The 21863-nt window shown below is 62.1% G+C and carries 15 protein-coding genes and 1 pseudogene; 12 read left to right on the top strand and 4 right to left on the bottom strand.

The features are described from left to right. The first annotated feature begins 10 nt into the window (after positions 1-10). From F6X42_RS12555 to F6X42_RS12535, 5 genes are all read left to right on the top strand, one after another. On the top strand, positions 11-925 hold the full coding sequence (locus F6X42_RS12555; protein WP_187634531.1) for a LysR substrate-binding domain-containing protein: 915 nt from the start codon (positions 11-13) through the stop codon (positions 923-925). A gap of 122 nt (positions 926-1047) precedes the next feature. After that, positions 1048-2343 carry a dicarboxylate/amino acid:cation symporter gene (locus F6X42_RS12550; RefSeq protein ID WP_187634530.1) on the top strand — a complete coding sequence of 432 codons (1296 nt, stop codon included), beginning with the start codon at positions 1048-1050 and terminating at the stop codon, positions 2341-2343. After that, positions 2340-3806 (top strand): cysteate racemase, encoded by a 1467-nt coding sequence (cuyB, locus tag F6X42_RS12545; protein WP_187634529.1) that lies wholly within the window; start codon positions 2340-2342, stop codon positions 3804-3806. The genes F6X42_RS12550 and cuyB overlap by 4 nt, the downstream gene beginning before the upstream one ends. A gap of 95 nt (positions 3807-3901) precedes the next feature. Next, the gene (aspA, locus tag F6X42_RS12540; protein ID WP_187634528.1) at positions 3902-5320 is read left to right on the top strand and encodes an aspartate ammonia-lyase; all 1419 of its coding nucleotides are present in this window, start codon (positions 3902-3904) and stop codon (positions 5318-5320) included. Positions 5321-5363: 43 nt separating this feature from the next. Next, a complete protein-coding gene (locus F6X42_RS12535; RefSeq protein WP_187634527.1) occupies positions 5364-6485 on the top strand; it encodes an asparaginase in 1122 nt (373 codons plus the stop codon). Positions 6486-6525: 40 nt separating this feature from the next. On the opposite strand, the gene F6X42_RS12530 is transcribed toward F6X42_RS12535, so the two are convergent. Next, a complete protein-coding gene (locus tag F6X42_RS12530) occupies positions 6526-7647 on the bottom strand; it encodes a patatin-like phospholipase family protein (RefSeq protein ID WP_187634526.1) in 1122 nt (373 codons plus the stop codon). 197 nt (positions 7648-7844) lie between these two features. Here F6X42_RS12530 and F6X42_RS12525 point away from each other — a divergent pair, with 197 nt between their 5' ends. From F6X42_RS12525 to F6X42_RS12510, 4 genes are all read left to right on the top strand, one after another. After that, positions 7845-8912: a LacI family DNA-binding transcriptional regulator gene (locus tag F6X42_RS12525; protein ID WP_187634525.1), complete on the top strand. Its 1068-nt coding sequence runs from the start codon at positions 7845-7847 to the stop codon at positions 8910-8912. A gap of 109 nt (positions 8913-9021) precedes the next feature. After that, on the top strand, positions 9022-9957 hold the full coding sequence (locus F6X42_RS12520) for a substrate-binding domain-containing protein (protein WP_312892648.1): 936 nt from the start codon (positions 9022-9024) through the stop codon (positions 9955-9957). Next, the gene (locus F6X42_RS12515; RefSeq protein WP_187634524.1) at positions 9958-11478 is read left to right on the top strand and encodes a sugar ABC transporter ATP-binding protein; all 1521 of its coding nucleotides are present in this window, start codon (positions 9958-9960) and stop codon (positions 11476-11478) included. It begins immediately after the preceding gene. Positions 11479-11512: 34 nt separating this feature from the next. After that, positions 11513-12763, top strand: coding sequence for an ABC transporter permease (locus F6X42_RS12510; protein WP_187634523.1), 1251 nt, complete (start codon positions 11513-11515; stop codon positions 12761-12763). Between the two features lie 42 nt (positions 12764-12805). On the opposite strand, the pseudogene F6X42_RS12505 reads toward F6X42_RS12510, so the two are convergent. Then, positions 12806-13958, bottom strand: a pseudogene (locus tag F6X42_RS12505) (DUF2252 family protein). Between the two features lie 415 nt (positions 13959-14373). Between F6X42_RS12505 and F6X42_RS12500 the strand changes: the two are divergent. From F6X42_RS12500 to F6X42_RS12490, 3 genes are all read left to right on the top strand, one after another. After that, positions 14374-14682: a hypothetical protein gene (locus tag F6X42_RS12500; RefSeq protein ID WP_187634522.1), complete on the top strand. Its 309-nt coding sequence runs from the start codon at positions 14374-14376 to the stop codon at positions 14680-14682. A 163-nt stretch (positions 14683-14845) separates the two neighbouring features. Further along, positions 14846-16885 carry a glycoside hydrolase family 28 protein gene (locus tag F6X42_RS12495; protein WP_187634521.1) on the top strand — a complete coding sequence of 680 codons (2040 nt, stop codon included), beginning with the start codon at positions 14846-14848 and terminating at the stop codon, positions 16883-16885. Positions 16886-17140: 255 nt separating this feature from the next. Beyond that, on the top strand, positions 17141-18748 hold the full coding sequence (locus F6X42_RS12490; RefSeq protein WP_187634520.1) for a methyl-accepting chemotaxis protein: 1608 nt from the start codon (positions 17141-17143) through the stop codon (positions 18746-18748). A gap of 104 nt (positions 18749-18852) precedes the next feature. Here the strand turns inward: F6X42_RS12490 and F6X42_RS12485 are convergent, their stop codons facing one another. Both F6X42_RS12485 and F6X42_RS45575 read right to left on the bottom strand, forming a co-directional pair. Next, positions 18853-20841, bottom strand: coding sequence for a putative bifunctional diguanylate cyclase/phosphodiesterase (locus tag F6X42_RS12485; RefSeq protein ID WP_312892664.1), 1989 nt, complete (start codon positions 20839-20841; stop codon positions 18853-18855). Between the two features lie 16 nt (positions 20842-20857). Beyond that, entirely contained in the window at positions 20858-21532 is a 675-nt protein-coding gene (locus F6X42_RS45575; RefSeq protein ID WP_312892647.1) for a hypothetical protein, read from the bottom strand. Between the last annotated feature and the right edge of the window lie 331 nt (positions 21533-21863).

The raw sequence follows: 21863 nt of genomic DNA, 5'->3' as shown, positions 1-21863 counted from the left end.
CCGATGGCTGATGGAAATCAAGTGGATCGAAGACTTCATCGCACTCGCCCGCTATCAGAGCTTTTCGCGCGCCGCGGAGTTTCGCAACGTCACGCAGTCGGGCTTCAGCAGGCGCATTCAGTCGCTCGAACAATGGGTCGGCGCCGATCTCGTCGATCGCAGCGGTTTTCCGCCGACGTTGACCCCGGCAGGGCAGCTGTTTCGTGACGCGGCCGAAGACATCCTCGACAAGCTGTTCGACACGCGGGCCATCATTCGCACCGAACGGCGCATCGCGGGCACGAGCCTGCAGATCGCAGCGGGCCACACGATCGCGCTGAACTTCCTGCCCGCGTGGCTGCGCACGCTGTCGAAGCATGTCGGCGAAGTGCGTGCGCGTGTGATTCCGGCGAACGTGCACGATTCGATACTGATGCTGGTCAACGGCAACTGCGAGCTGATGTTCGCTTATCACCATCCGCAACTGCCGTTGCATCTCGATCCGGCCAGGTATGAATGCGTGACCGTGGGCGTCGACACGTTCATGCCGGTATGCAGGCCCAATCAGCGGCTTGCGCACGCGTACCGTCTGCCCGGCGTGATGGAACAGCCGATGCCGTTCATCGCCTATACGGAGACGAGCTACTTCGGGCGCTGCTTCGCGTTGCTGATGGAGCAGAGGAAAGCGTCGCCCGCCTTGCATCTTCACTATGAGTCCGACATGGCCGAGGTCGTGAAGAAACTCGTGTTGGAAGGCGAGGGCGTCGCGTGGCTGCCGAAGAGCTCGATCGCCGCCGAACTCGACACCGGCCAACTTGTCGCCGCCGGCCGCTCCGAATGGCAACTGGAGCTGGAGTTGCGGGTGTACCGCGACCTGACGAATCGCAGTGAACTACTCGATACGCTGTGGCGGCACCTTCGGGCCTCCAAGGGAGCCGCCGACTAGGCCCGCCAGGGTTATCCCGCCTTATGCGAAAATTGCATAGCCGTATGCAACACTAGCATTCACGTCTTTTCTGCCGTCTCTAGAATTCCGTCCAGACACAAATAATCTCAGGACGGAGACACATGAAGAATCGGCTTACCCTCTACATCCTCGCCGGCATGGTGCTCGGCGTGGCCGTCGGTTACGTCTGCCATCGCGCGGCGGCCGATGCCGCGCAGGCGAAAGAGATCGCCGGCTACTTTTCGATCATCACCGATATCTTCCTGCGGCTCGTGAAGATGATCATTGCGCCGCTCGTGTTTGCCACGCTCGTGTCAGGTCTCGCCGGCATGGAAGGCACCAGCGACGTGCGCCGGATCGGTCTGCGCTCGATCGCGTGGTTCCTGTGCGCGTCGCTGTTCTCGCTCGCGCTCGGTCTCGCGCTCGCGAATCTGCTGCAACCGGGCGCGGGTTTGCACATGACCCAGACGAGCGCTGACGTTGCCACCGGCCTCAACACGTCCAGCCTCAACTTCAAGGACTTCGTGACGCACGCGTTCCCCACCAGCATCGTCGATGCGATGGCGCGCAACGATATTCTCCAGATCCTCGTCTTCTCGGTGATGTTCGGGATCGTGCTCAGCGTGATCAAGTCGGACCCGCGCGTCGCGCCGCTGATCGCCGGCGTCGAAGGGCTCGTGCCCACCATGCTGAAACTGACCGATTACGTGATGCGTCTCGCGCCCGCGGGTGTGTTCGGCGCGCTGGCATCGGCGATCACGGTGCATGGCCTCGATGTACTGACGACGTACGGCAAGCTCGTCGCCAGCTTCTATACGGGGCTCGCGCTGCTGTGGACCGCGCTGATCCTCGCCGGATACGCGTTTCTCGGCAAGCCGATCTGGGCCTTGCTCAAGGCGATCCGCGAACCCGCGATGCTGGCGTTCTCCACCGCGAGCAGCGAGGCGGCGTATCCACGCCTGACCGAAAAGCTGGAGGAATTCGGCGTCGACAAGAAAGTGGTCGGCTTCACGTTGCCGCTCGGCTATGCGTTCAATCTCGACGGCTCGATGATGTATCAGGCGTTCGCCGCGATCTTCATCGCCCAGGCGTTCGGCATCGACATGCCGATCGGCACGCAGATCGTGATGCTGCTCGTGCTAATGGTGAGCAGCAAGGGTATGGCGGGTGTCGCGCGCGGATCGGTGGTCGTCGTCGCGGCCGTCGCGCCGATGTTTCATCTGCCGCCATCGGGCGTCGTGCTGGTGCTCGCGATCGACCAGATTCTCGACATGGGGCGCACCGCGACCAACGTGATCGGCAACAGCATCGCGACGGCAGCCATCGCGAAGTGGGAGGGCCAGCGCGTGGCGCGGCAGGAACGCCGCGCGGCGCTGGCGACGGCTTCGTTCGGCCAGTTCGAAGGCGAGACGAAATGAGCGGCATCGGCGCAACGGCTGCCACGAGCGCGCGCAAGTTCGGCGTGGTGGGCGGGCTTGGCCCGCTCGCGAGCGCGGACGTGTTCTTCAAACTGATCAAATCGACGCCAGCCACGCGCGACGCCGAGCACTTCGATGCAATCTTCGAGCAGCAGCCGTTCCGCAGCGCCGATGCCGACAGCGAGACGTTGACGCAGCGCAAGCTGTACATCTTCGATCTGGTCAGCAGTTTCGAGCAGCGCGGCGTGACGACGGTCGTGCTGCCATGCTTTCTGAGTCATACCTTCATCGACGAACTGAAAGCCAATTCGCCGCTGCAGATCGTCGACATGGTCGATGCGGTCCGCAGCCACGTGCGCCGAAGATTTCCTGCGGTGCGCCGCGTGGGCGTGCTCGCGTCGGCTCATACGCGGCGCAAGCGCCTGTTCGAGAAGTACTTCGCGGCGCCCGAGTTCGAAGTGATCCATCCGCGAACCAGCGACGGCATCGATTTCGTCACCGAAGCCGTCTATGGCGAGGATGGCGTGAAGAGCGGCAATCTGCGTGGCCGCCCTGTCGAGTTGCTGCGAGCGGCGTGCGAGGACCTGATCGCGCAGGGCGCCAGCATCATCGTGCCGGGGCTCACCGAGATCGCGCTCGTCGCGGATGAACTCGGTGCGTTGCGCGTGCCGCTCGTCGATTCGAACCTGGCTTACGCGCAGTACGTCGTCTCCGGTCAGTACCACACGCCCGAGACGATCTTCAAGGTCGGCGTGGTGGGCGGCGTGGGTCCGGCGGCCACCGTCGATTTCATTCACAAGATCGTGCGCGCGACGCCCGCGCGGCGCGATCAGGACCACATCAAGCTCCTCGTCGAGCAGAACCCGCAGATCCCGGATCGAACGGAGAATCTGATTGGCGATGGACCCGATCCGACCATCTCGCTCTACGCGACCTGCAAGAAACTCGAAACGGGCGGGGCGGATCTGATCGCGATCCCGTGCAATACGGCGCATGCTTTCGTCGAGCGGATCGAGCCTTATCTCGGCGTGCCGATCGTCAATATGCTGACGGTGACCGTGCGTTATCTGCGCGAGTCGTTTCCCGCGCTGCGCTCGGTCGGTGTGCTCGCGACGTCCGGCACGATCGCGAGCGGCGTCTACGAGCAGGCGCTCGAATCGCACGGCTTGAGGCAGGTTGTCCCGGCACCCGCGCTGCAGGCGCGCGTGATGGACGCGATCTACGGCAACGAAGGTGTGAAGGCCGGATTCACGACGGGGCGGTGCCAGCAAGACATCGCCGCGGCGATCGACGGGCTCATCGCCGCTGGCGCCGAAGTCATCGTTCTCGGCTGCACGGAACTGCCGCTGCTGCTTCGTGAGCCGTATGTGGTCGGCGCGAACGGCGCACGCGTGAGCGTCGTCGATCCGACCGATGTGCTCGCGAAGCAGTGTGTCGCCTGCGCAACCGCGCCGCCTCACTAACCCAACCGCATCAACCAGTCAGCGCGACGGATCTGCACACGACGTGTGCCGGATGACCCCGCTCGCCTGCCGATTTTAGAACCTGAGAGGTAATCATGCTTGCACCGACCGAACGTATCGAACACGACCTTCTTGGCGATCTCTCCGTGCCCGCGAGCGCCTATTACGGCGTGCACACGCTGCGCGCGATGCAGAACTTTCCTATCACGGGCATTCCGATCTCCGCGTATCCGAACCTCATCAATGCACTGGCGAGCGTGAAGCAAGCCGCGGCGCTCGCGAATTACGATCTCGGCCTTTTGAGCGCTGTGAAGATGCAGGCCATCGTGCATGCATGCGGGCAGGTGCGCTCAGGCGCCGCGCACGAGCATTTCGTCGTCGATGTCATTCAGGGCGGCGCGGGAACGTCGACCAACATGAACGCGAATGAAGTCATCGCCAATCTCGCGCTCGAACATCTCGGGCAACAGCGCGGCGAATACGCGGTTCTTCATCCGAACGAGGATGTGAATCTCGGCCAGAGCACCAACGACGTTTATCCGACCGCGCTGAAGATCGCCACGTACGCGGGAATCATGCAACTCGTCGACGCAATGGGCGTGTTGCGCGCGTCCTTCGAACGCAAGGCGGTGGAATTCGGCAACGACCTGAAGATGGGCCGCACGCAGCTTCAGGACGCCGTACCGATGACGCTAGGCCAGGAGTTCAGTACTTTCGCGGTGATGCTCGGCGAAGACGAAGAACGGCTGAAGGAAGCGGCCCAGCTTATCTGCGAGATCAATCTCGGCGCGACGGCGATCGGCACCGGCATCAACACGCATCCGGAATACGCGCAGCTTGCATGCAGACACCTGAGCGAAATTACAGGTATTGCATTGACCACGTCGCCCAATCTGATCGAAGCGACGCAGGATGTCGGCTCGTTCGTGCAGCTGTCTGGCGTATTGAAGCGCGTCGCCGTGAAGCTGTCGAAAACCTGCAACGATCTTCGCCTGCTGTCGAGCGGTCCCCGTGCGGGCCTTGGCGAAATCAACCTGCCGCCGGTGCAGGCGGGCTCGAGCATCATGCCGGGCAAGGTGAATCCGGTGATTCCGGAGGTCGTCAACCAGATCGCGTTCGAGGTCATCGGCAACGATGTGACCGTGAGCTTCGCCGCCGAAGCCGGGCAACTCCAGCTCAACGCGTTCGAGCCGATCATCGCGCACAGCCTGTTCAAGAGCGTCGCGCACCTGCGTGCGGGGTGCCTCACCCTCGCGTCGAAATGCGTCGACGGCATTACCGCGAATCGCGAGCGGCTGCGCGCGATCGTCGAGAACTCGATCGGCATCGTGACTGCGCTGAACCCGTACATCGGCTATATGCACTCGACTGAAGTCGCGAGAGAAGCACTTGCGTCGGGCAAAAGCGTCGCGCAGATCGTGGTCGACAAAGGGCTGTTGAGTCAGGCGCAGCTCGACGAGATCCTTCAGCCCGCCATGCTGACGCAACCGAGACAAATGACGTCGGCGGGTTGAGCGAAGGGCACGCGACTCTCTTAAACGATAGATGAGGTGAAAGATGAACATCAACACGATTGATCGAACAGCCATGCGACTGTGCGTTTCGGCGGCACTGCTGATCGCGGCGCTTGCCGCGGGTACTTGCGTACGGGCGGCCGACGCGCCATCGCAACAGGCAAGCGCCGCCACGGCCGCGCCGCGGGTTCTCCTGCTGGCCACCGGCGGCACGATCTCCGGAACCGCCGATCCCCGCTCGGCGATCGGCTACAACTCGGGCAACGTGAAGGGGCAGGAACTGGTGCGCGGCGTCCCGGGCATCGAGAAACTGGCAAGCATCAGCGCCGTGCAGATCTCGAACGTCGGCTCGCAGGACATGAACGACAAGATCTGGTTGCAGCTAGCGCGGCGGATCAACGAGGCGTTCGAGCGAAACGAGGCTGACGCCATCGTGATCACGCACGGCACCGATACGATCGAAGAAACGGCGTTCTTCCTGGCCAACGTGCTGCGCTCCGACAAGCCGGTGGTGCTGGTCGGCTCCATGCGGCCGGGCGGTTCCACGAGCGCCGACGGTCCCAACAATCTGTACGAGGCAGTCGAAGTGGCGGCGAGCGCGCAGTCGCGTGGCAGAGGCGTGATGGTCGTCATGAACGACCAGATTCACGCGCCGCGCTGGATCACGAAGACCAATACCACGGCAGTCCAGGCGTTCGCGTCGCCGAACTCGGGCGCGATCGGTTATGTCGATCCGGCAAGCGTGCGCTTCGTCACGCCGGCGGTGCAATCGACGCGCGCTGCGCTAAGCCTGCCCGCGAATGGGCAACTGCCGCGCGTCGATATCGTCTACGCTCACAGCAACATGGATGGCCGTCAGATCGATCATGCAATCGCCGACGGCGCGAAGGGCATCGTGGTAGCAGGCGAAGGCGATGGCGACATGTCGAAAGAAGCCCTCGCGGCGCTCGACCGCGCGGCGGCAAAAGGCATGGTGGTGGTTCGCTCGACGCGCCTGGTGTCGGGGTTCGTGAACCGCAACGTCGAGGTGGATGACGACAAGCGCGGATTCGTCGCGTCGCTCGATCTGAATCCGCAGAAGGCGCGGTTGCTGACGCAATTGCTGGTGGCCAACGGCGTGACCGACCCGGTCAAGGTACAGCAGGCGTTTGGCGCGACGTGGTGATCTGTCGGGCGCGGCGGCGGCCTGATGTACCGTGAGGCGCTCAGGAGTTTCGTTGCGCGCTCGCGTTGCCGCTGTGCTTGAGCGTCGGATCGAGCAACGAACCCTTAACGTCAAACGAAGACGCATGCCCGAGCTTCGCGTAGTCATTTTCGAGCCATGCGTGCGCCACTTCGCGTCCACGCTGGAAGAGCGTTTTGAGCAAGGCCCATGACGTGCTGCTCTTGGAGACAAAGCCGAACTTCGCGAGAAAATCGTCATCGCGAATCAGGTGAAACCTCACTGGCTTGAAGCGGCTTTTGCGTGCCGCTTCCTCGCCGACCGAGTCGAGTACACGATTGACCGCTTCGATCGCGTTGATCTCCAACACCACGGATGCATTGAAACCGATCTCGTTGAGCCGGTCGAGAATGCCGCGCGCGTCTTTGGGCGGCATGTCACGGCGCACGAACGGGTTCGCGAGAACGAGGATCAGGTCCTGGGCATGGCCGATCAGCGGCGCCAAAGGCGGGTTGCCCAGATAGCCCCCATCCCAGTACGGTATGCCGTTCACGCTGACGGTGCGAAATTCGCTCGGCAGGCAGGCGGAAGCGCGCAATACGTCAACGGAAATCTCGGGGCGTGTGAAGATTGCGCGCTGGTTGGTTCGTACATCGGTTGCGCAAATGAATAGTTGCGGGCCACCCCCCATTGTATTGAGCGCGGCGAGATCGTGTTCGGGCAGGGCGGAACGAATCACCGGTCCGAGCGAATCGCGGTAAAACGGATTGCCGTAAGGCGAAGCGACGAGTCCCACGGCCTCCAGCATGATGGGGACGGGGTTCCAGTCGATATTCCAGCCGCCGAATGGGCCGGGTTCGGAAAAGCCGAACAGCGCATTGCCCGCCAGCGCACCGGCGCGCGACACCGATTCCCAAAAAGCGCGCAGCATGTCGCGTGCTTTCGTCGCCCCGCCGGTTGCGAGACCCGCCGCGCACAGCGTCGCATTGATGCCGCCCGCGCTCGCGCCGCTGATTGCCGCGATGTCGAATGGCGTTGCCTGTGACGACGCTTCCAGCAGACGGTCGAGCACGCCCCACGTGAAGGCACCGTGCGAACCGCCGCCTTGCAGTGCAAACGCGACCTTGGGGACGTTCTGTCGCGCCGAATTCCGGGGTTCGTCCATCGTCATGGCTCCTGCGCGTTCTTTTTTGCGTTCCCGGCAATCTTACGCGCACGCGGCGAGAGTTGTGGGGCAAGCGTCGGGAATGGCTGCGGGTTTGTCTCGGTTGTCCGGAAAGACCCGGTAGAAATCCTCCTTGAACCCTGAGAGTCCGTTTCCTAAGCTATGAAACGTTTCAAGCTCAAGGCGGGCAGGCCGGCATGGACGACCGAAAAAAGAGTGCCAGTACTCTCAAGGACGTCGCAAATGCGGCGGGCGTCTCGGTCGGGACGGCTTCGAAGGTGCTTGCGGGCGTGGCCAACGTGAGCGAAGCGCGGCGGCGCCAGGTCTCGGAAGCGGCTCGCAAACTCGGTTACCGGCGCAACAGCATCGCTGCGGAACTGCGCAGCTGTCGCTCCATGTCGATTGGCTTCGTCGTACCCGACCTGACCAATTCGTTCTTCATCGAACTGGTCTGCGCGCTCGAAGACCACGCGCTGGAATGCGGTTACCGACTCATCCTGGCGCACGCGCAGGAAGATCCCGAACGCGAAGCGGAGCGTATCCGCTTCGTTCTCTCCCGGCAGGTGGCCGGCATGATCATTATTCCGTGCCACGGCTACGAGCACGCCATCAGCGAGTTGCGCGAATGCGACGTGCCGCTCGTGATGGCCGATCGTGTCGACAGCAGCTTTCCCGCCAATACCGTTACAACCGACAGCCATCGCGCGGCGATGGACGGGACTGGACATCTGGTTGCGCTCGGGCACCGGCGCATCACGTTCATCGTCAATGCGCTCGACCTGGTCAACAGCCGTGAGCGTGCGCAGGGCTACCTCGAGGCCATGCGACTCGCCGGGCTTGAAAACCATGCACGTGTGGTCGTATGCGGCATGAGCGAGACGGAAAGTCATGCAACGACGCTCGGGGTGCTCGCTGCAAGCGAGCGGCCGACCGCGCTCTTCACGGGCGCCAACGTGGCGACGCTTGGCGCGCTACGGGCGATCCGCGACGCGGGGTTACGGCTGCCGGACGACATCTCGCTGCTTTCGTTCGATGACGCCCCCTGGATGTCGGTGCTCCGTCCCGGCATCAGTTCGATTCATCAGCCGGTCGAGGCCATCGGCCGCGCGATCTGGAATCTGCTGCACAGGCAGTTGCAGGGCGAGAGCTCCGAGATCGTGCATTTGCGCATGCGCGCCGATCTTAGGGTTCGCGACAGCACGGGCGCCGTACGGTATGACGAGTGCCGCGAGGCCACGCCAGTATCCGCGGCACCGCCGCTATAACGTATTTTTTCGTGGCACCCGAGGCCGGTTCCACGGCGCCCGGTTCAGACAACAAAGGAGACAGGCTATGGACAGTCAACGACGCGTTCTTATCGGGAGTCTGGTCGCCGTGCCGCTTGCCGGTGCAGCGGGTCTTCTCGGGACACTGTTGAGTGTTCCCGCTTTCGGACAGCAGAAAAAATACCGTTTTGGCTTTTCTCAGGTGACGACGGTCGAGCCTTGGCGCGTTCAGTTCAACAAGGACATGAAAGCCGAGGCCGCGAAGCATCCCGAGATCGATCTGGTGATCGCCGATGCAGGCGACCGCACCGACAAGCAGAACGCCGACATGGAAAATTTCATTGCCCAGAAGGTGAATGTGATCTTCATCTCGCCCAAGGAGTCGGCGGGATTGACCGGGGTGGTGGAAAAGGCCTACAAGTCGGGCATTCCCGTGTTCGTGCTGGACCGTGAGGTGAACGGCGATGCCTATACGCAGTTCATCGGCGGCGACAACGTGCAAATCGGCCGTGAAGCCGGGACTTTCATCGTCACGTTGCTCGGCGGGCCGGGGCATGCGAAGGGCAACCTCGTCGAGGTGTGGGGCGGCTTCGGAGCGCAGCCGGCACACGACCGTCACGATGGCGCGTTCAGCGTAATCGGCAAGGAATCGGGGGTGAAGCTCGTGGGCGAGCGCGTCGACTGCGACTGGAAGCAGGACAAGGCGTACGAGTACATGAAGACGGTGCTGCGCGTGAATCCGGATATCAATGTGGTTTACGGCCACAACGATCCCATGGCGTACGGCGCCTATCTTGCGGCGAAGGACGCTGGGCGCGACAAGAGTATCAAGTTCGTCGGCATCGACGGATTGCCGCAGGAGGGCGCCACCTGGGTCGAACAAGGGCTTCTGGCAGGCACGTTCATGTATCCCACACCCGGGGCCGAAGGCATTCGCCAGGCGCTCAAGCTGCTCCACGGCGAAAAGATTCCGAAGCGGGTCACGTTGCCGACCCAGGGCATTATTGCCGGCAACGCCAAGGCGTATATTGCTAGCCACTCCTGAATGAATACCGTCCTTCCCGCACCGCTGATCGAGGCAGCGAGCCTGTCGATTTCGTTCAACGGCAGCGCCGTGTTGTCGAGCGTCGACTTCGATGTCGCGGCGGGGGAGATTCACGCTCTGGTCGGCGAGAACGGCGCAGGCAAGTCCAGCCTGATGAAGATGCTGGGCGGCCTCTATAGGCCGGACAGCGGCACGATCCGGGTGCGGGGCGTGCCGACGCGGCTGGCGAACGTAAATGACGCTATCGATGCCGGGATTGCGATCATCCATCAGGAACTGAATCTGGTCGATACGCTGTCGGCGGTCGATAACATTTTCCTCGGCAAGGAACTTCGTACGCGCCTCGGTTTTCCCGACCGGCGCGCGATGCGTGCGGCCGCGCGCGGCGTGCTCGATCAACTGGGTTTCCGTGCGGACCCCGAAACGCTCGTCGGAACTTTGCGGGTTGGCGAAAAGCAGTTGGTGGAAATCGCGAAGTCGCTGGTGGCCGATGCGAAAGTCCTGATCATGGACGAGCCGACTTCGGCGCTGTCCGACGCGGAGACGCACGCGCTTCTCACGCTCACGAGGCGGCTGCGCGAACGCGGCATGGGCATCGTGCTGATCAGTCATCGGCTGAGCGAAGTCTTTGCCGTGGCCGATCGCGTCACCGTGCTGCGCGACGGCCGGCGCATCTTGACGTTGCCGCTTGCGCAGATCGAATCGTCGACGGCTCTGGTTTCGATGATGATCGGGAAGGACTTCGTGCCCCCAGAGCGCGGCGCAGAGGAGGCGCCACACATGCGCGACACCAGCGTCGACGTGCGCAACCTCACGCTCCGGGGGGCAGCGCGGGCGTTGGTGCGCGATGTTTCGTTCTCGGTTCTCGAAGGCGAGGTGTTCGGACTCTCGGGCCTGCTTGGCGCAGGCAAGACCGAAGTGCTCGAAGCGATCTACGGGATTTCGGCGTATACGCGGGAGGGCAGCATTGTCGTTGCGGGACAGCATCGATCGTTCCGGTCTCCCGATGAAGCGGCCGCCGCCGGGCTCGCTTTCGTTACCGAAGACCGTAAAAAGGACGGACTCGTGCTCGATCAGTCGCTGGAAGCGAATTTCGTGCTGCCTTCGTTGCCGCGTGTACCCGGTTTTCCGTTCTACTGGCGTCGCCGGCTGCACGGCTGGGTTGCGGAGCAGGCTCGCGCATCGCGGGTCAAGCATCGCAGCCTGACACAGTCCGCCAACAGCCTGTCAGGCGGGAATCAGCAAAAACTCATCATCGGCAAATGGCTGATGACGAACCCGCGCATCCTGCTGCTCGACGAACCGACGCGCGGCGTGGACGTCGCCGCCAAAGCGGAAATTTACCGTCAGATTCTCGGCGCGGCGCGCGCGGGGGTAACCGTGCTGATTGCCAGCTCCGAGATCGATGAATTGACGCTGCTGTGCGACCGCATTCTCGTCCTATGCGAGGGGCGAGCGAAGGATATCCTCCGACGCAGTGACTTTTCCGGCGAAGTGCTGATCCGTCTCGCCTCGCCTTGAACCCATAGACCGCCGCCCCGATTGGAGGCTGACCATGCAGCATGTGCAGGACCGTGTCGCCGAGCCGGATGCAACCACGCGCAGGCGTCAACTGAGCGTGCTGATGACACATCTTAAGTATTACCTCGGGCTCATCGTGCTGCTCGTGGTCGGGGCGTTCACATCGCCGCACGCGAACGACGGCAGCAACATATTTCTTTCGAGTGCAAATATTTCCGACGTATTTCGTGAGGTCGCCAACGTCGGCGTGATGTCGATTGGCATGACGCTGGTGATCATCACCGCGGGCATCGATCTTTCGGTTGGCGCGATCATGGGTTTGGGCAGCGTGCTCACGGCCATGCTGCTCACGACGCAAGGATGGAGCAGGGCAACATACGCGTCGCTGGTGCTCGTCGCGATTGCCGTGTTCTCGATTGTCTGCGTCGTGCTGGGCGCATGGCGGACGCTATTGCGCTACCGTGGAGCGCGCACGGTGAACGGGGCTGTTGCGCTCGTGTGCGCGGCGCTTGCGTGCCTTTATATCGCGCTGCACGCGGCGCACCGCATGCCGTTGCTTGCGGTGCTCTGGATCGTGCCGCTCGCAGGCTTTACGGTGGGGAGCATCAACGGATGGATCATCACGCGCGGGCGCATGCAGCCGTTTATCGTCACGCTCGCGGCAATGGTCGGCGTACTGGGCGTTGCGCGGCTGATCGCGGGGCAGGATACCGCTGTCTATTCCATTTACAGCGGCACGAACGCGACGGGCGACATCGAGAATCTGCGTGCGTTGCTGTTCAATCTCGTTCCCGTGCCTGCGCTTTTCTTTCTTGTGATCGCGCTGATTTTCAGCTTTGTGATGAACCGGACCGTGTTCGGAAAATACCTGTACGCGATCGGCGGCAACGAGAAATGCGCCGTTGTCTCGGGGCTCGGCGTACAGCGTCACAAGATGATGGCGTACGCCATTTCGGGTCTGCTCTCGGCGCTGGTTGGCGTGCTGTATGCCGCGCAATACCGGCAGGGCAAGGCCGACGCCGGCATGGGCTGGGAACTGGACGCGATTGCCGCCGTTGTCATAGGCGGAACGAGCCTTGCGGGCGGCATTGGCCGCGTCTCGGGCACGGTGGCGGGCGTGCTGATCTTCGGCTTCCTTGGCAATATCCTGTTGCTCAACGATATCGACAGCAATACCCAACTCGTGCTCAAAGGCCTGATCATCGTGATCGCTGTGTTCCTTCAACAGACCGAATTTGGACACGGCAGCTGGCTCAAGCGGATCATGACTCGACGCGGCGAATAGCAACGGATTCAGGAAGGAGACCGGTGCGGCGTAGCCGGCGGCTTATCGTGAAGGCCGGTCGTGCGCGAACCGTCTGCAGTGACCGAAGTAGTCGACTTCATGCACCGCCATCAGTTCCACGATACTGTCCCATAGCCAGGTTGGGGCGGTGCGTGATTTCGTTCGACACTTTCTCAGCTCGGCAAGCCATGCCTCGCGCGTGCCGGCGTCCATCTGCCCCGCATGCGCCCGACCCACGACCAGCGCGAGGAAATGCGCGGCCTTCACGGCATCGTCTTCGGAGAGTCGCTCCGAGTCCAGCTTCAGATCCTGCCGCATCAGTTCACGAACAACGACGGTGCAACCATCCAGCCGGGCGGCAATCATCCGGTCGCCGAGCATTGGGGTGAGATGCCGCGCGCCCTCCACGACGCGCTTCGCGTTATCGCGCGGAATGCTTGCGCCGTCCCGTCGAGGCGCCGCGGCCGTGGCCGCTTCCTTGATGTCGACGACGTACGGTGGGCCGTCGGACGGACATGTGTCATCGACGTTCAGCAGTACGGCATAGCGGCGCCGTCCCAGCGAACTGCAGCCTTTCACCCAGTACGCGGCATCGAGTACTTCGATCTTCGGGGCAGCGCTCGTTTTGCCGGTCAGCGCCGCATGAATGCGGTGCGCAGACTCGCTCTCGAAGAGGGCGTGAATCGCCGCACGTTCCTCGTCGGATAGCGGCCAGAATCGCTTTCCGAGCGGTATTGCTGGCCGAGTGTTGTCGATAGTCTGCCGGGTCCATGCGACGCCACGACCGGTGCAGCGCCTGGTCCATGGCGATTTTCGCGACGTCGGGGCGTTGCGCTTTTTTTGTCGCGTCGCTGCGGCTGTCGTCGAACGCCTGTTCATAGCCATCGGCAAGCGCATCGATCATGCTGCTGGTGACAACGCCGGGCAGGTCCGAACTGCGTGCGGCCGTGGCGAGTGACAGTCCAAGCCGCAGCAGGTCGTGCAGGGGATTGCCGATCACACTTTGGTCAAGGTCGCGGATCTGGATTGCCACGTTGCCGGTCGCGTCGGCGACCGGACCCAGGTTGCCGAGGTGACAGTCGCCGCCGATCCACACGGCCGGTCCTTCGGGCAATCGGCCACGGGGCTGGCTGTCGAGCCAGTCATAGAAGCGCGAAGCACTGCCACGGACATAGGCATGCGCCGAGCGAGCCATTTTTTGTTTGCGACGTGCGCTGAGAAGCGGCTGCCTTTCGTCGGGGCAAGGCACACCTTTTTTTGCGGACTTCCGTGTCATGACGCCCCCACCTGAATCAATGGTGTGTCGTTAGGAGGCGGCGCTTCGTGGGATGGACGAACCCGTCGGCTGACCTCACAGTCGGGTTCCCGGTATGGTGATACCGGGGGCAGTTCCGGCCTGCAACCACCAACGTGCGTTGGCCTTGCAATCGCTGCACGCAAGGGACTCCGACGGTTGCTCGATCAGCAAGAACGAGGCCCGAAGTGTTATGGCGGCACCCGCTGCTGCGGGCCGTGCCTTAGCTGGCGATGTTCGTCGCCCGCGGGAATGTGCATTGCTGAATCGACATCGGTTAAGAACCGGCGGCGCGTTGGTTTGCGGGAGAAAGGTCATGTCGACTCAGTACTATGCGCCATATCGCGGCTGCGATGTCGAAGTCCACGTGTCGCTGTCCAGATCGCACGGACTCGCCGGCAAATATCGCCGCTTCCGGGTTTCGTGGACCGTGACGATGCCCGGCTTTCCAACACGCGAACTTGCGAATCTGCCAGAGCAGTTCGATTTTCTCACTGAGCACGAAGCGTTCAAGTATGGAGAAAATCGCGCGCACACGTTCATCGACTCCATGCTCTCGACGCCGTCGCAAAGACGGCGGCTCGGCGATAGGCGCGCGCGCGCCGAGGGACTTGCGAAAGACTGACTGCCACTCTGATTCGTTTATTCGAGGCACGGAGGAAACATCTCGTAAGGGTATCCACCATGTGTACGGTCCGAGTCCTTGTCTTTACTCTTCTAGACTTGTCATACAACCAGCGCGCTGCCGATTCGCGCGCACATACAACAATTTGTCTGGAGGGGACTCGATGTCCAAGCTTTCGTGCGATCTTGATAAAAATGCACCCGCAACGGGCGACTCCTTGCGCATTTCGCGCCGCGGATTCATCGGGCTGGGAAGCGCACTAGCGGGCAGCGCGCTGCTGCAGGCCTGCGGCGGGGGCAGTGGAGTTTCCGCTCCCGCGGCAAGTGCAAGCACCGGTTCTACGCCCGGGGCCGGAAGCACGCCGTCAACGGCTGCGGCCGACCCCATCTGGGGCCCCAACGGCTCAGCGACGAACATCATCAATGCGCTGCAGAAAATCACACAGAGCGCGTTCCCGGCCGTCGATTTCCAGGTCGAACAGTACGGTGCGCAACCGTGCGCGGTCATCGCCCAGGCCAGCCCCTTTACGGGCAGTTCATCGCCGGTGAGTACAGGCGCCGGCGCGACCAACGCATCGGGATCGTTCGATTCACGTCCCGCTTTCCTCGCGGCAATCGCGGCATGCAATGCAGCCGGTGGCGGCCGGGTCGTGATGCCGGCGGGCACATGGTATTGCGCGGGCCCCATCGTGCTGCAGAGCAACGTCAACTTCCATCTGAGTGCGAACTGCACGATCTATTTCAGCCCGAACCCCACCGATTATGCGAAGGACGGCCCCGTCAACTGCGGCGCTAACGGCAAGCTTTTCTACAGCCGCTGGCAGGCAAACGACTGCCTGAACTTCGGCTCGCCCGTGTACGCGCGAAATGCGAGCAATATCGCGCTGACCGGCGAAGGCCCGACATCGGTACTGAACGGTCAGGCAATGACACCGTTCGCCGGAAGCGGAAACACGAGCACCTGCTGGTGGACCTACAAGGGCACCAGTGGCGCGTACGGCTGCGCGGGGTCGTCCACGCCGTCTCAAGCCTATTTGAACCCGAACAACGTCGATTTGATGGTGGTCGCCCCCAACCTTTCGGCCGCCCTTTACGCGCTATTGACCAATCCGGCCACGCCGTGGCAGCAAGACCAGAACTACCTGCCGGCGCTCTCGGAAGCGGGCGTGCCGGTCGCGCAGCGGATCTTCGGTCTCGGCCACTATCTGCGGCCGTGTATGGTTGAGTTCATCGGTTGCACGAACGTGCTGATGGAAAGCTACCGAACCAACAATACGCCGTTCTGGCAGCATCATCCCACCGACTGCACGAACGTCGTGATCCGGGGCGTTACAGCCGACAGCATCGGACCGAACAACGACGGCTTCGATCCCGACGCCTGCAACACCGTGCTGTGCGACAGCGTAACGTTCAACACGGGCGACGACTGCATCGCGATCAAGTCGGGCAAGGATCTCGACACGGAATACGGACCCGCGCAGAACCATGTGATCCAGAACTGCATGATGAACAGCGGTCACGGCGGCATTACGCTCGGCAGCGAGATGGGTGGCGGCGTGCAGAACATCTACGCACGCAATCTGACCATGCTCAATCAGTTCTGGGCAACGAATTCGCTGAACATCGCTATCCGTATCAAGACGAATATGAACCGCGGGGGTTACGTCAAGAACTTCTACGTGAATGGCGTCACGCTCCCGCACGGCGTGAGCCTCACGGGCGGAGGCTACGGCAGCAAGATGCTGACAGGCAGTCCGATCAACAGCACCGTGCCCATCGGCGTTGCGACCGCAACGGCCGCCAACCCGTCCGCGTCTCAAGGCGGCCTGATCACCTTCGATTGCGATTACCAGCCGGCTGCCGATGCCATCCGCACACGCCCCGCGCTGGTGGACAATGTCAACATCACGAACGTCAATGCTTCGAACGTGACATTGGGTAGTGCGACCGGCTCCTGTTTTCAGGCCATCGTCGCACAAGGTCCAGTTGCGTTCGACTACAACGGTCCGGCGCCTGCGCCGACCGTACCGGCCATCACGGGAGTGACGATTTCCAACTGTGACTTCGGGACGCCTGCGGCGGCAGGTCCCGCGAGTGCCAGCACGCCGGGCCCGATCTACCTCTACAACGTGCACGACATTACGTTGCAGAACGTGATCATCGCTGGGCAGACGCTCAATCAGACGCTGTCGGATGCGCGTTAAACAGGACGCTACAGAGAGCGGCGGGCGCCGCTCTTGACCGTCTCCCCCAAATGATTTGGCAGTCGTTCGCATCCTCGAAAACTGGCGAATGCGGCAGATGGCAAGACCCACTGAGCGAGTAAGGCGGCTCTTTCAGTGAGTTGAATTTAGCGACGACCCTCTATTGCCATCTAATGCAATATTCTGTCTAATGAAATCAGAATAAAGACGTCCGATCCATTTGGGTCGCTGACACAGTCGACAGGGGTCCAATTCATGCACTCTCTGATGCCACTCAAGGCCCAGGTGCGCCGTCACGCCCGAACGCTCGCCGGGTATTTCCCAGCTCCATTTACACGCGACCAATCAAGCGGTGTCGACATCCTCGGTGTCATGACCCCCAGGCTGCTGAACGGCAACACGCTACTGAACCTCAACTATCGCGAAGTGGACCTCTTCACCGTCAACACCCGCGCGACGGGCACACTGTTCGTCGCGATAGGCGAAGACTTTGCGCGCGTCGCCACTTCGGTCAAAACGCAAACTGGCGAGCGAGCCGTGGGCACCGTACTGGACCGCTCGCATCCCGGCTATCGGATGCTGCGCCGCGGGCAGCCCTATACCGGTTATGCCACGCTATTCGGCAAGCAATACATGACATGCTACGAGCCGATCCGGGATAGTACCGGCGAGGTCATCGGCGCGATGTACGTCGGTCTTGACGTCAGTGAAGTGTGGAACTTGTCGATCGGCGCCAGACTCGCGCTGCTGACACTGGCCGCGAATACCGTACTCGTGTTGGGCTATGGCCGGCTGCTGCAGTCAGTGATCCCGGCCGACCGACCGAACCCGACGGCGGCGTTGCCCCCTCTCATGCAAACCGAGGTGATCGGCTTCGGGCTACTCGGCGCGCTGCTGGTCAGCGCGCTGGTCTTCGTGACAACCCGGCGCGGTCTCGGAGTGCAACTACTCGAAGCCAAAGCCGCCGCGGAAAAACTGGCGGCCGGCGACTTGACCGCCCAGGTGCACGTCAGCCGGCGCGACGAGTTGGGCCAGTTGATGCAGGCAATGAACGGCATCAGTGTCGGTCTCGCCTCGGTAGTCGGTAACGTGCGACGTGCCTCCGACATGATCGCGCTGGGCGCACGCGAAATTGCTGCCGGCAACGCGGAGCTTTCGTCGCGCACCGAGGCGCAGGCTGGCTCGCTCGAGGAAACCGCTTCGACGATGGAGCAATTGACCGCGATGGTCCGCGCCAATGCTGAGCGCGCTACGCACGCCAACCAACACATCGCCTCGGCTTCCGAGCTCGCGGTCAAAGGCGGCAACGTGGTGGGCCATGTGGTCACGACCATGTCGTTGATCCGCGGCAGTTCACACAAGATCGTCGACATCATTAGCATGATCGATGCAATTGCCTTTCAGACCAATATTCTGGCTTTGAACGCGGCCGTCGAGGCCGCACGCGCCGGCGACCAGGGACGCGGCTTTGCGGTAGTCGCCGCCGAGGTGCGCAGCCTGGCCCAGCGCAGCGCCATGGCCGCCAAGGAAATCAAGGCGCTGATCACTGATTCGGTCGGCAACGTCAATGCAGGCGGCGAACTGGTCGACCAGGCCGGTCGGGACATGACCGAAATCGTCACGGCCGTCGATAGTGTGGTTTCCCTGATGGGTGAGATGACTCACGCGAGCAACGAGCAGAGTACCGGCATCGGCGAAGTCAATCGCGCGATCGGGCAGATGGATGAAATGACCCAGCAAAACGTTGCGCTGGTAGAGCAGCTGGCGGCCGCGGCAGCCAGCATGCAAGAACAGGCGAGCACGCTGGAAGATGCCGTGCAGGTATTTCGCCTGGTAAGCGACGTAAGCGACGCGCCAAACTGACATTCCGCTGAGTGAGCACGAGTCGTCATTCGAACAGAATCATTCAAAGGGAGCTTCATCGCGGCACGCGTGCGCTGAGGCAGAGCATCCCGCGTGAGACGTTCTCACGACGCGGTATTTTGTATTTCCGTCGCGAGGCTTGCCGCGAAGGCCGGAATGTTCGCCGCTGGCTGCGCCGCGGCGAAGTAATATCCCTGAACGACCTCGCAGCCGGCCTCGGCAAGAAAAGCCAATTGCTCTGCTCGCTCGACGCCTTCCGCGACGACTTCGAAGCGCAGGTTGCGTGCAAGTGCGATGATCGCGCCGATAATGGTCTCATCCGCAAGACTGCTGCCAATGCCCTGGATGAACGACATATCGATCTTCAAACGGTCCGCGTGGAAGGTGCGCAGGTAAGACAGGCTCGAGTAACCGGCGCCGAAGTCGTCGATCGCGATGGACACACCCAGGTCGTGCAGAGCGCGCAGGGTGGGCAGGGCGCCCGGTGCAACCAACCCGCCTTCGGTAATCTCCAGTTCCAGCCGGTCCGCGGCCAATTGCGATGCGGCAAGAGCGCGACGCACGACGGTGCCGAAATCGCTCGAAGCAAGCTGGCTGGGCGACACGTTGACCGACATGCGCAGCCCCGGCAGCACTCCCTCCCAGCGCTTTGCCTGCGCACAGGCCGTTTGCAGCACCCATTCTCCAATTGATGCAATCAAACCAATGTCTTCGGCCAAGGGTATAAACGTCGTTGGGCTGACTGTCCCGAAGTCCGCGTCGTGCCAACGGATCAGCGCCTCGACTCCAGTCAGACGGCAGCTGCGTATGTTCACCTGCGGCTGGTACGCCAGCTCAAAGCTGTTCTGCTCGACGGCGTTGCGTAGCTTGTGCGATAGCGCGATGCGCTGAGCCGCTGCATTCGCGAGCGCAGGGGCAAATCGTTCGACGCCGTTGCGCCCGGCTGCCTTCACCCGATACATCGCAAGGTCGGCGTGTTTCAGCAAGGTTTCGCAGTCCGTGCCGTCTTGCGGATAGCAGCTGACGCCAATGCTCATCTGGACTCGGAGTTGCATGTCGTCGATTTGCACGGGCTCTTCCAGCGTTTGCGTCACGCGCGCCAACAGCGCGGAAAGTTCTACATCGTCGGTTGAACCCTTGAACATCATCACGAACTCGTCGCCGCCATAGCGGGTCACCACGCCATCCGATCCGACTGACGCCGATAGCCGCCGCGCAACTTCCTGCAACAGGCGATCGCCTGCGCCGTGGCCCAGGCTGTCGTTGATATCCTTGAAATGATCAAGATCGATGAAGAGCAGCGCAAATTCACGACTCTCGATAATCGCCGTGTCGATCAGCTCACGCAGCGTCACGCGGTTCGGCAAATCCGTCAGCGCATCGCGGCGCGCCTGCCTGACCAGAAGATCGCGTGACTCAATGAGCTCCGTGAGGTCGCTAACCACGCTGATGTGATGCGTAAGCTTTTCCGACTCGTCGCTTACCGGCGCAACGTACAGCTGATACCAGAACTCTGTGCCGTTCGCGCGCCGGCTTTTCGTCAGCGTGGTTGCATCGCGTTTGTGGGCAATAGCCGTGCTGATCTGTTCCCACAATTCCGATGTTTCCGGCCATGCGAAGTGAGGACCTGCGATGTGCCGGCGCGCATAGCCGGTTATCTTTTCGAATGCCGGGTTCGCGTATTCGACCACGTCGCCGTTCGGATCGGGTCGCGTGATGAGCACGCCGTTCCCGATTGCGTCGAGTGCACGGCTTCGCAGCAATAACGCGAGCTCGGCCTTCTTTCTCCCGGTTACGTCGACGGCCGTGATGAAGCACGCCCGACAGCGGGCATAGCTGAGGAAGTGGTACGACAGTTCAACGTAGACGGGCGTGCCGTCGCGGTGTCGATGCCGGCACACACCGGCCGAGCCGCTCGTGGTGGCGGTGGCCAGCAGGGCGTGCAGATCGTCCAGAAATGACGGCAAGTCGGCGGGCGTGTACAGAGAGGCCATGTCGATCGAACATAGCTCACGGCGCGTACGTCCGTATTGCGATGCGGCGGCGCGGTTCGCCGCGAGAATCGATAATGTGTCGACGTCAAAAATCAACATCGGAAGTGGATGATGATCAAAGTACTGACGGAACCGCCGCTCGCTTTCTGAAGCAATGACGTGTTCGCTGCCGTGCGAGACGGGCACGATGGTGAGCAAGCAGTGCATAGCACAACAGAAAACATGCGACCAGCGCCGTGATTGCAAGCACGGTCCGCTCTATCACCAGGTGGCGCGTCGCGCTGTCGGATGCAGCCCTTAGGGAAGCGGTCTGCGCGTCGCGGAGGGTCACCAATTGGGCGACGATGTTCGCCAGCATACGGTTCGCTTCGAGCAGCTCGGGGCTATCGACCGAGGCGCGGCCATCTGCCACGCGCGCACGCACCGCGATGTCGGCCAGAAGCCACGCCCAGCGAACCGTCTCACCGCGCAGATGCCGTACCGCCCGTTCGCTTCCCGGATCGCTTGCGTAACTTTGTTCGAGGCGGTCGAAGCAGGTAGCGGCCAAAACTACGCGCGGCACCGGCCACGCGAAAGATGCCACCCGTGCACTGTCGAGCCCCAACAGGAAGTCGGCGTTCGCCTGGATGTGCACCGCTTGCAGTGTCTCGATGTCATCGCGGGCGCGCAGAGCGTGAATGCGCTGCGCGTCGGACCGCTCGTGCCATATCAGCGTGTAACCCATGCCGAGAGCGAAGATGACGAGGCCCGTCAGCACCAGTACGACGGTGATGATCAGTTGCCGGTCCACGCCATGTCGCCGCCTCCAGCGGTCAATGGCACCGGCGATGCGTAAGCTCGAAATATATTGCATCGATTCAAATCAGCGCGCGCGTGAGTACGGAACATGGATACTCGACGGCGGCATGGCGGTGCATCAGCATCTTTTACCTGCGCGCGGTAACCGGGGGGTATTGTCTCCTTGATGGAATATCGGCAGAAACGCGAAGGACTTGAGGAATGAAATGAACGCGTCCCACCCCGTGACCGAGTGAGCAAATCAAGGTGGATCCTCACTGGCCAACGGCATCGATGTACCCACGTGGAAAATAGGAAGTTTCCCAAGGCAACCGGAGGATCCA

Source organism: Paraburkholderia podalyriae (assembly GCF_014397785.1).
Taxonomy (GTDB): Bacteria; Pseudomonadota; Gammaproteobacteria; order Burkholderiales; family Burkholderiaceae; genus Paraburkholderia; species Paraburkholderia podalyriae.
Note: the sequence above shows the minus strand (reverse complement) of the source record. Positions and strands in the feature narration are given on the sequence as shown.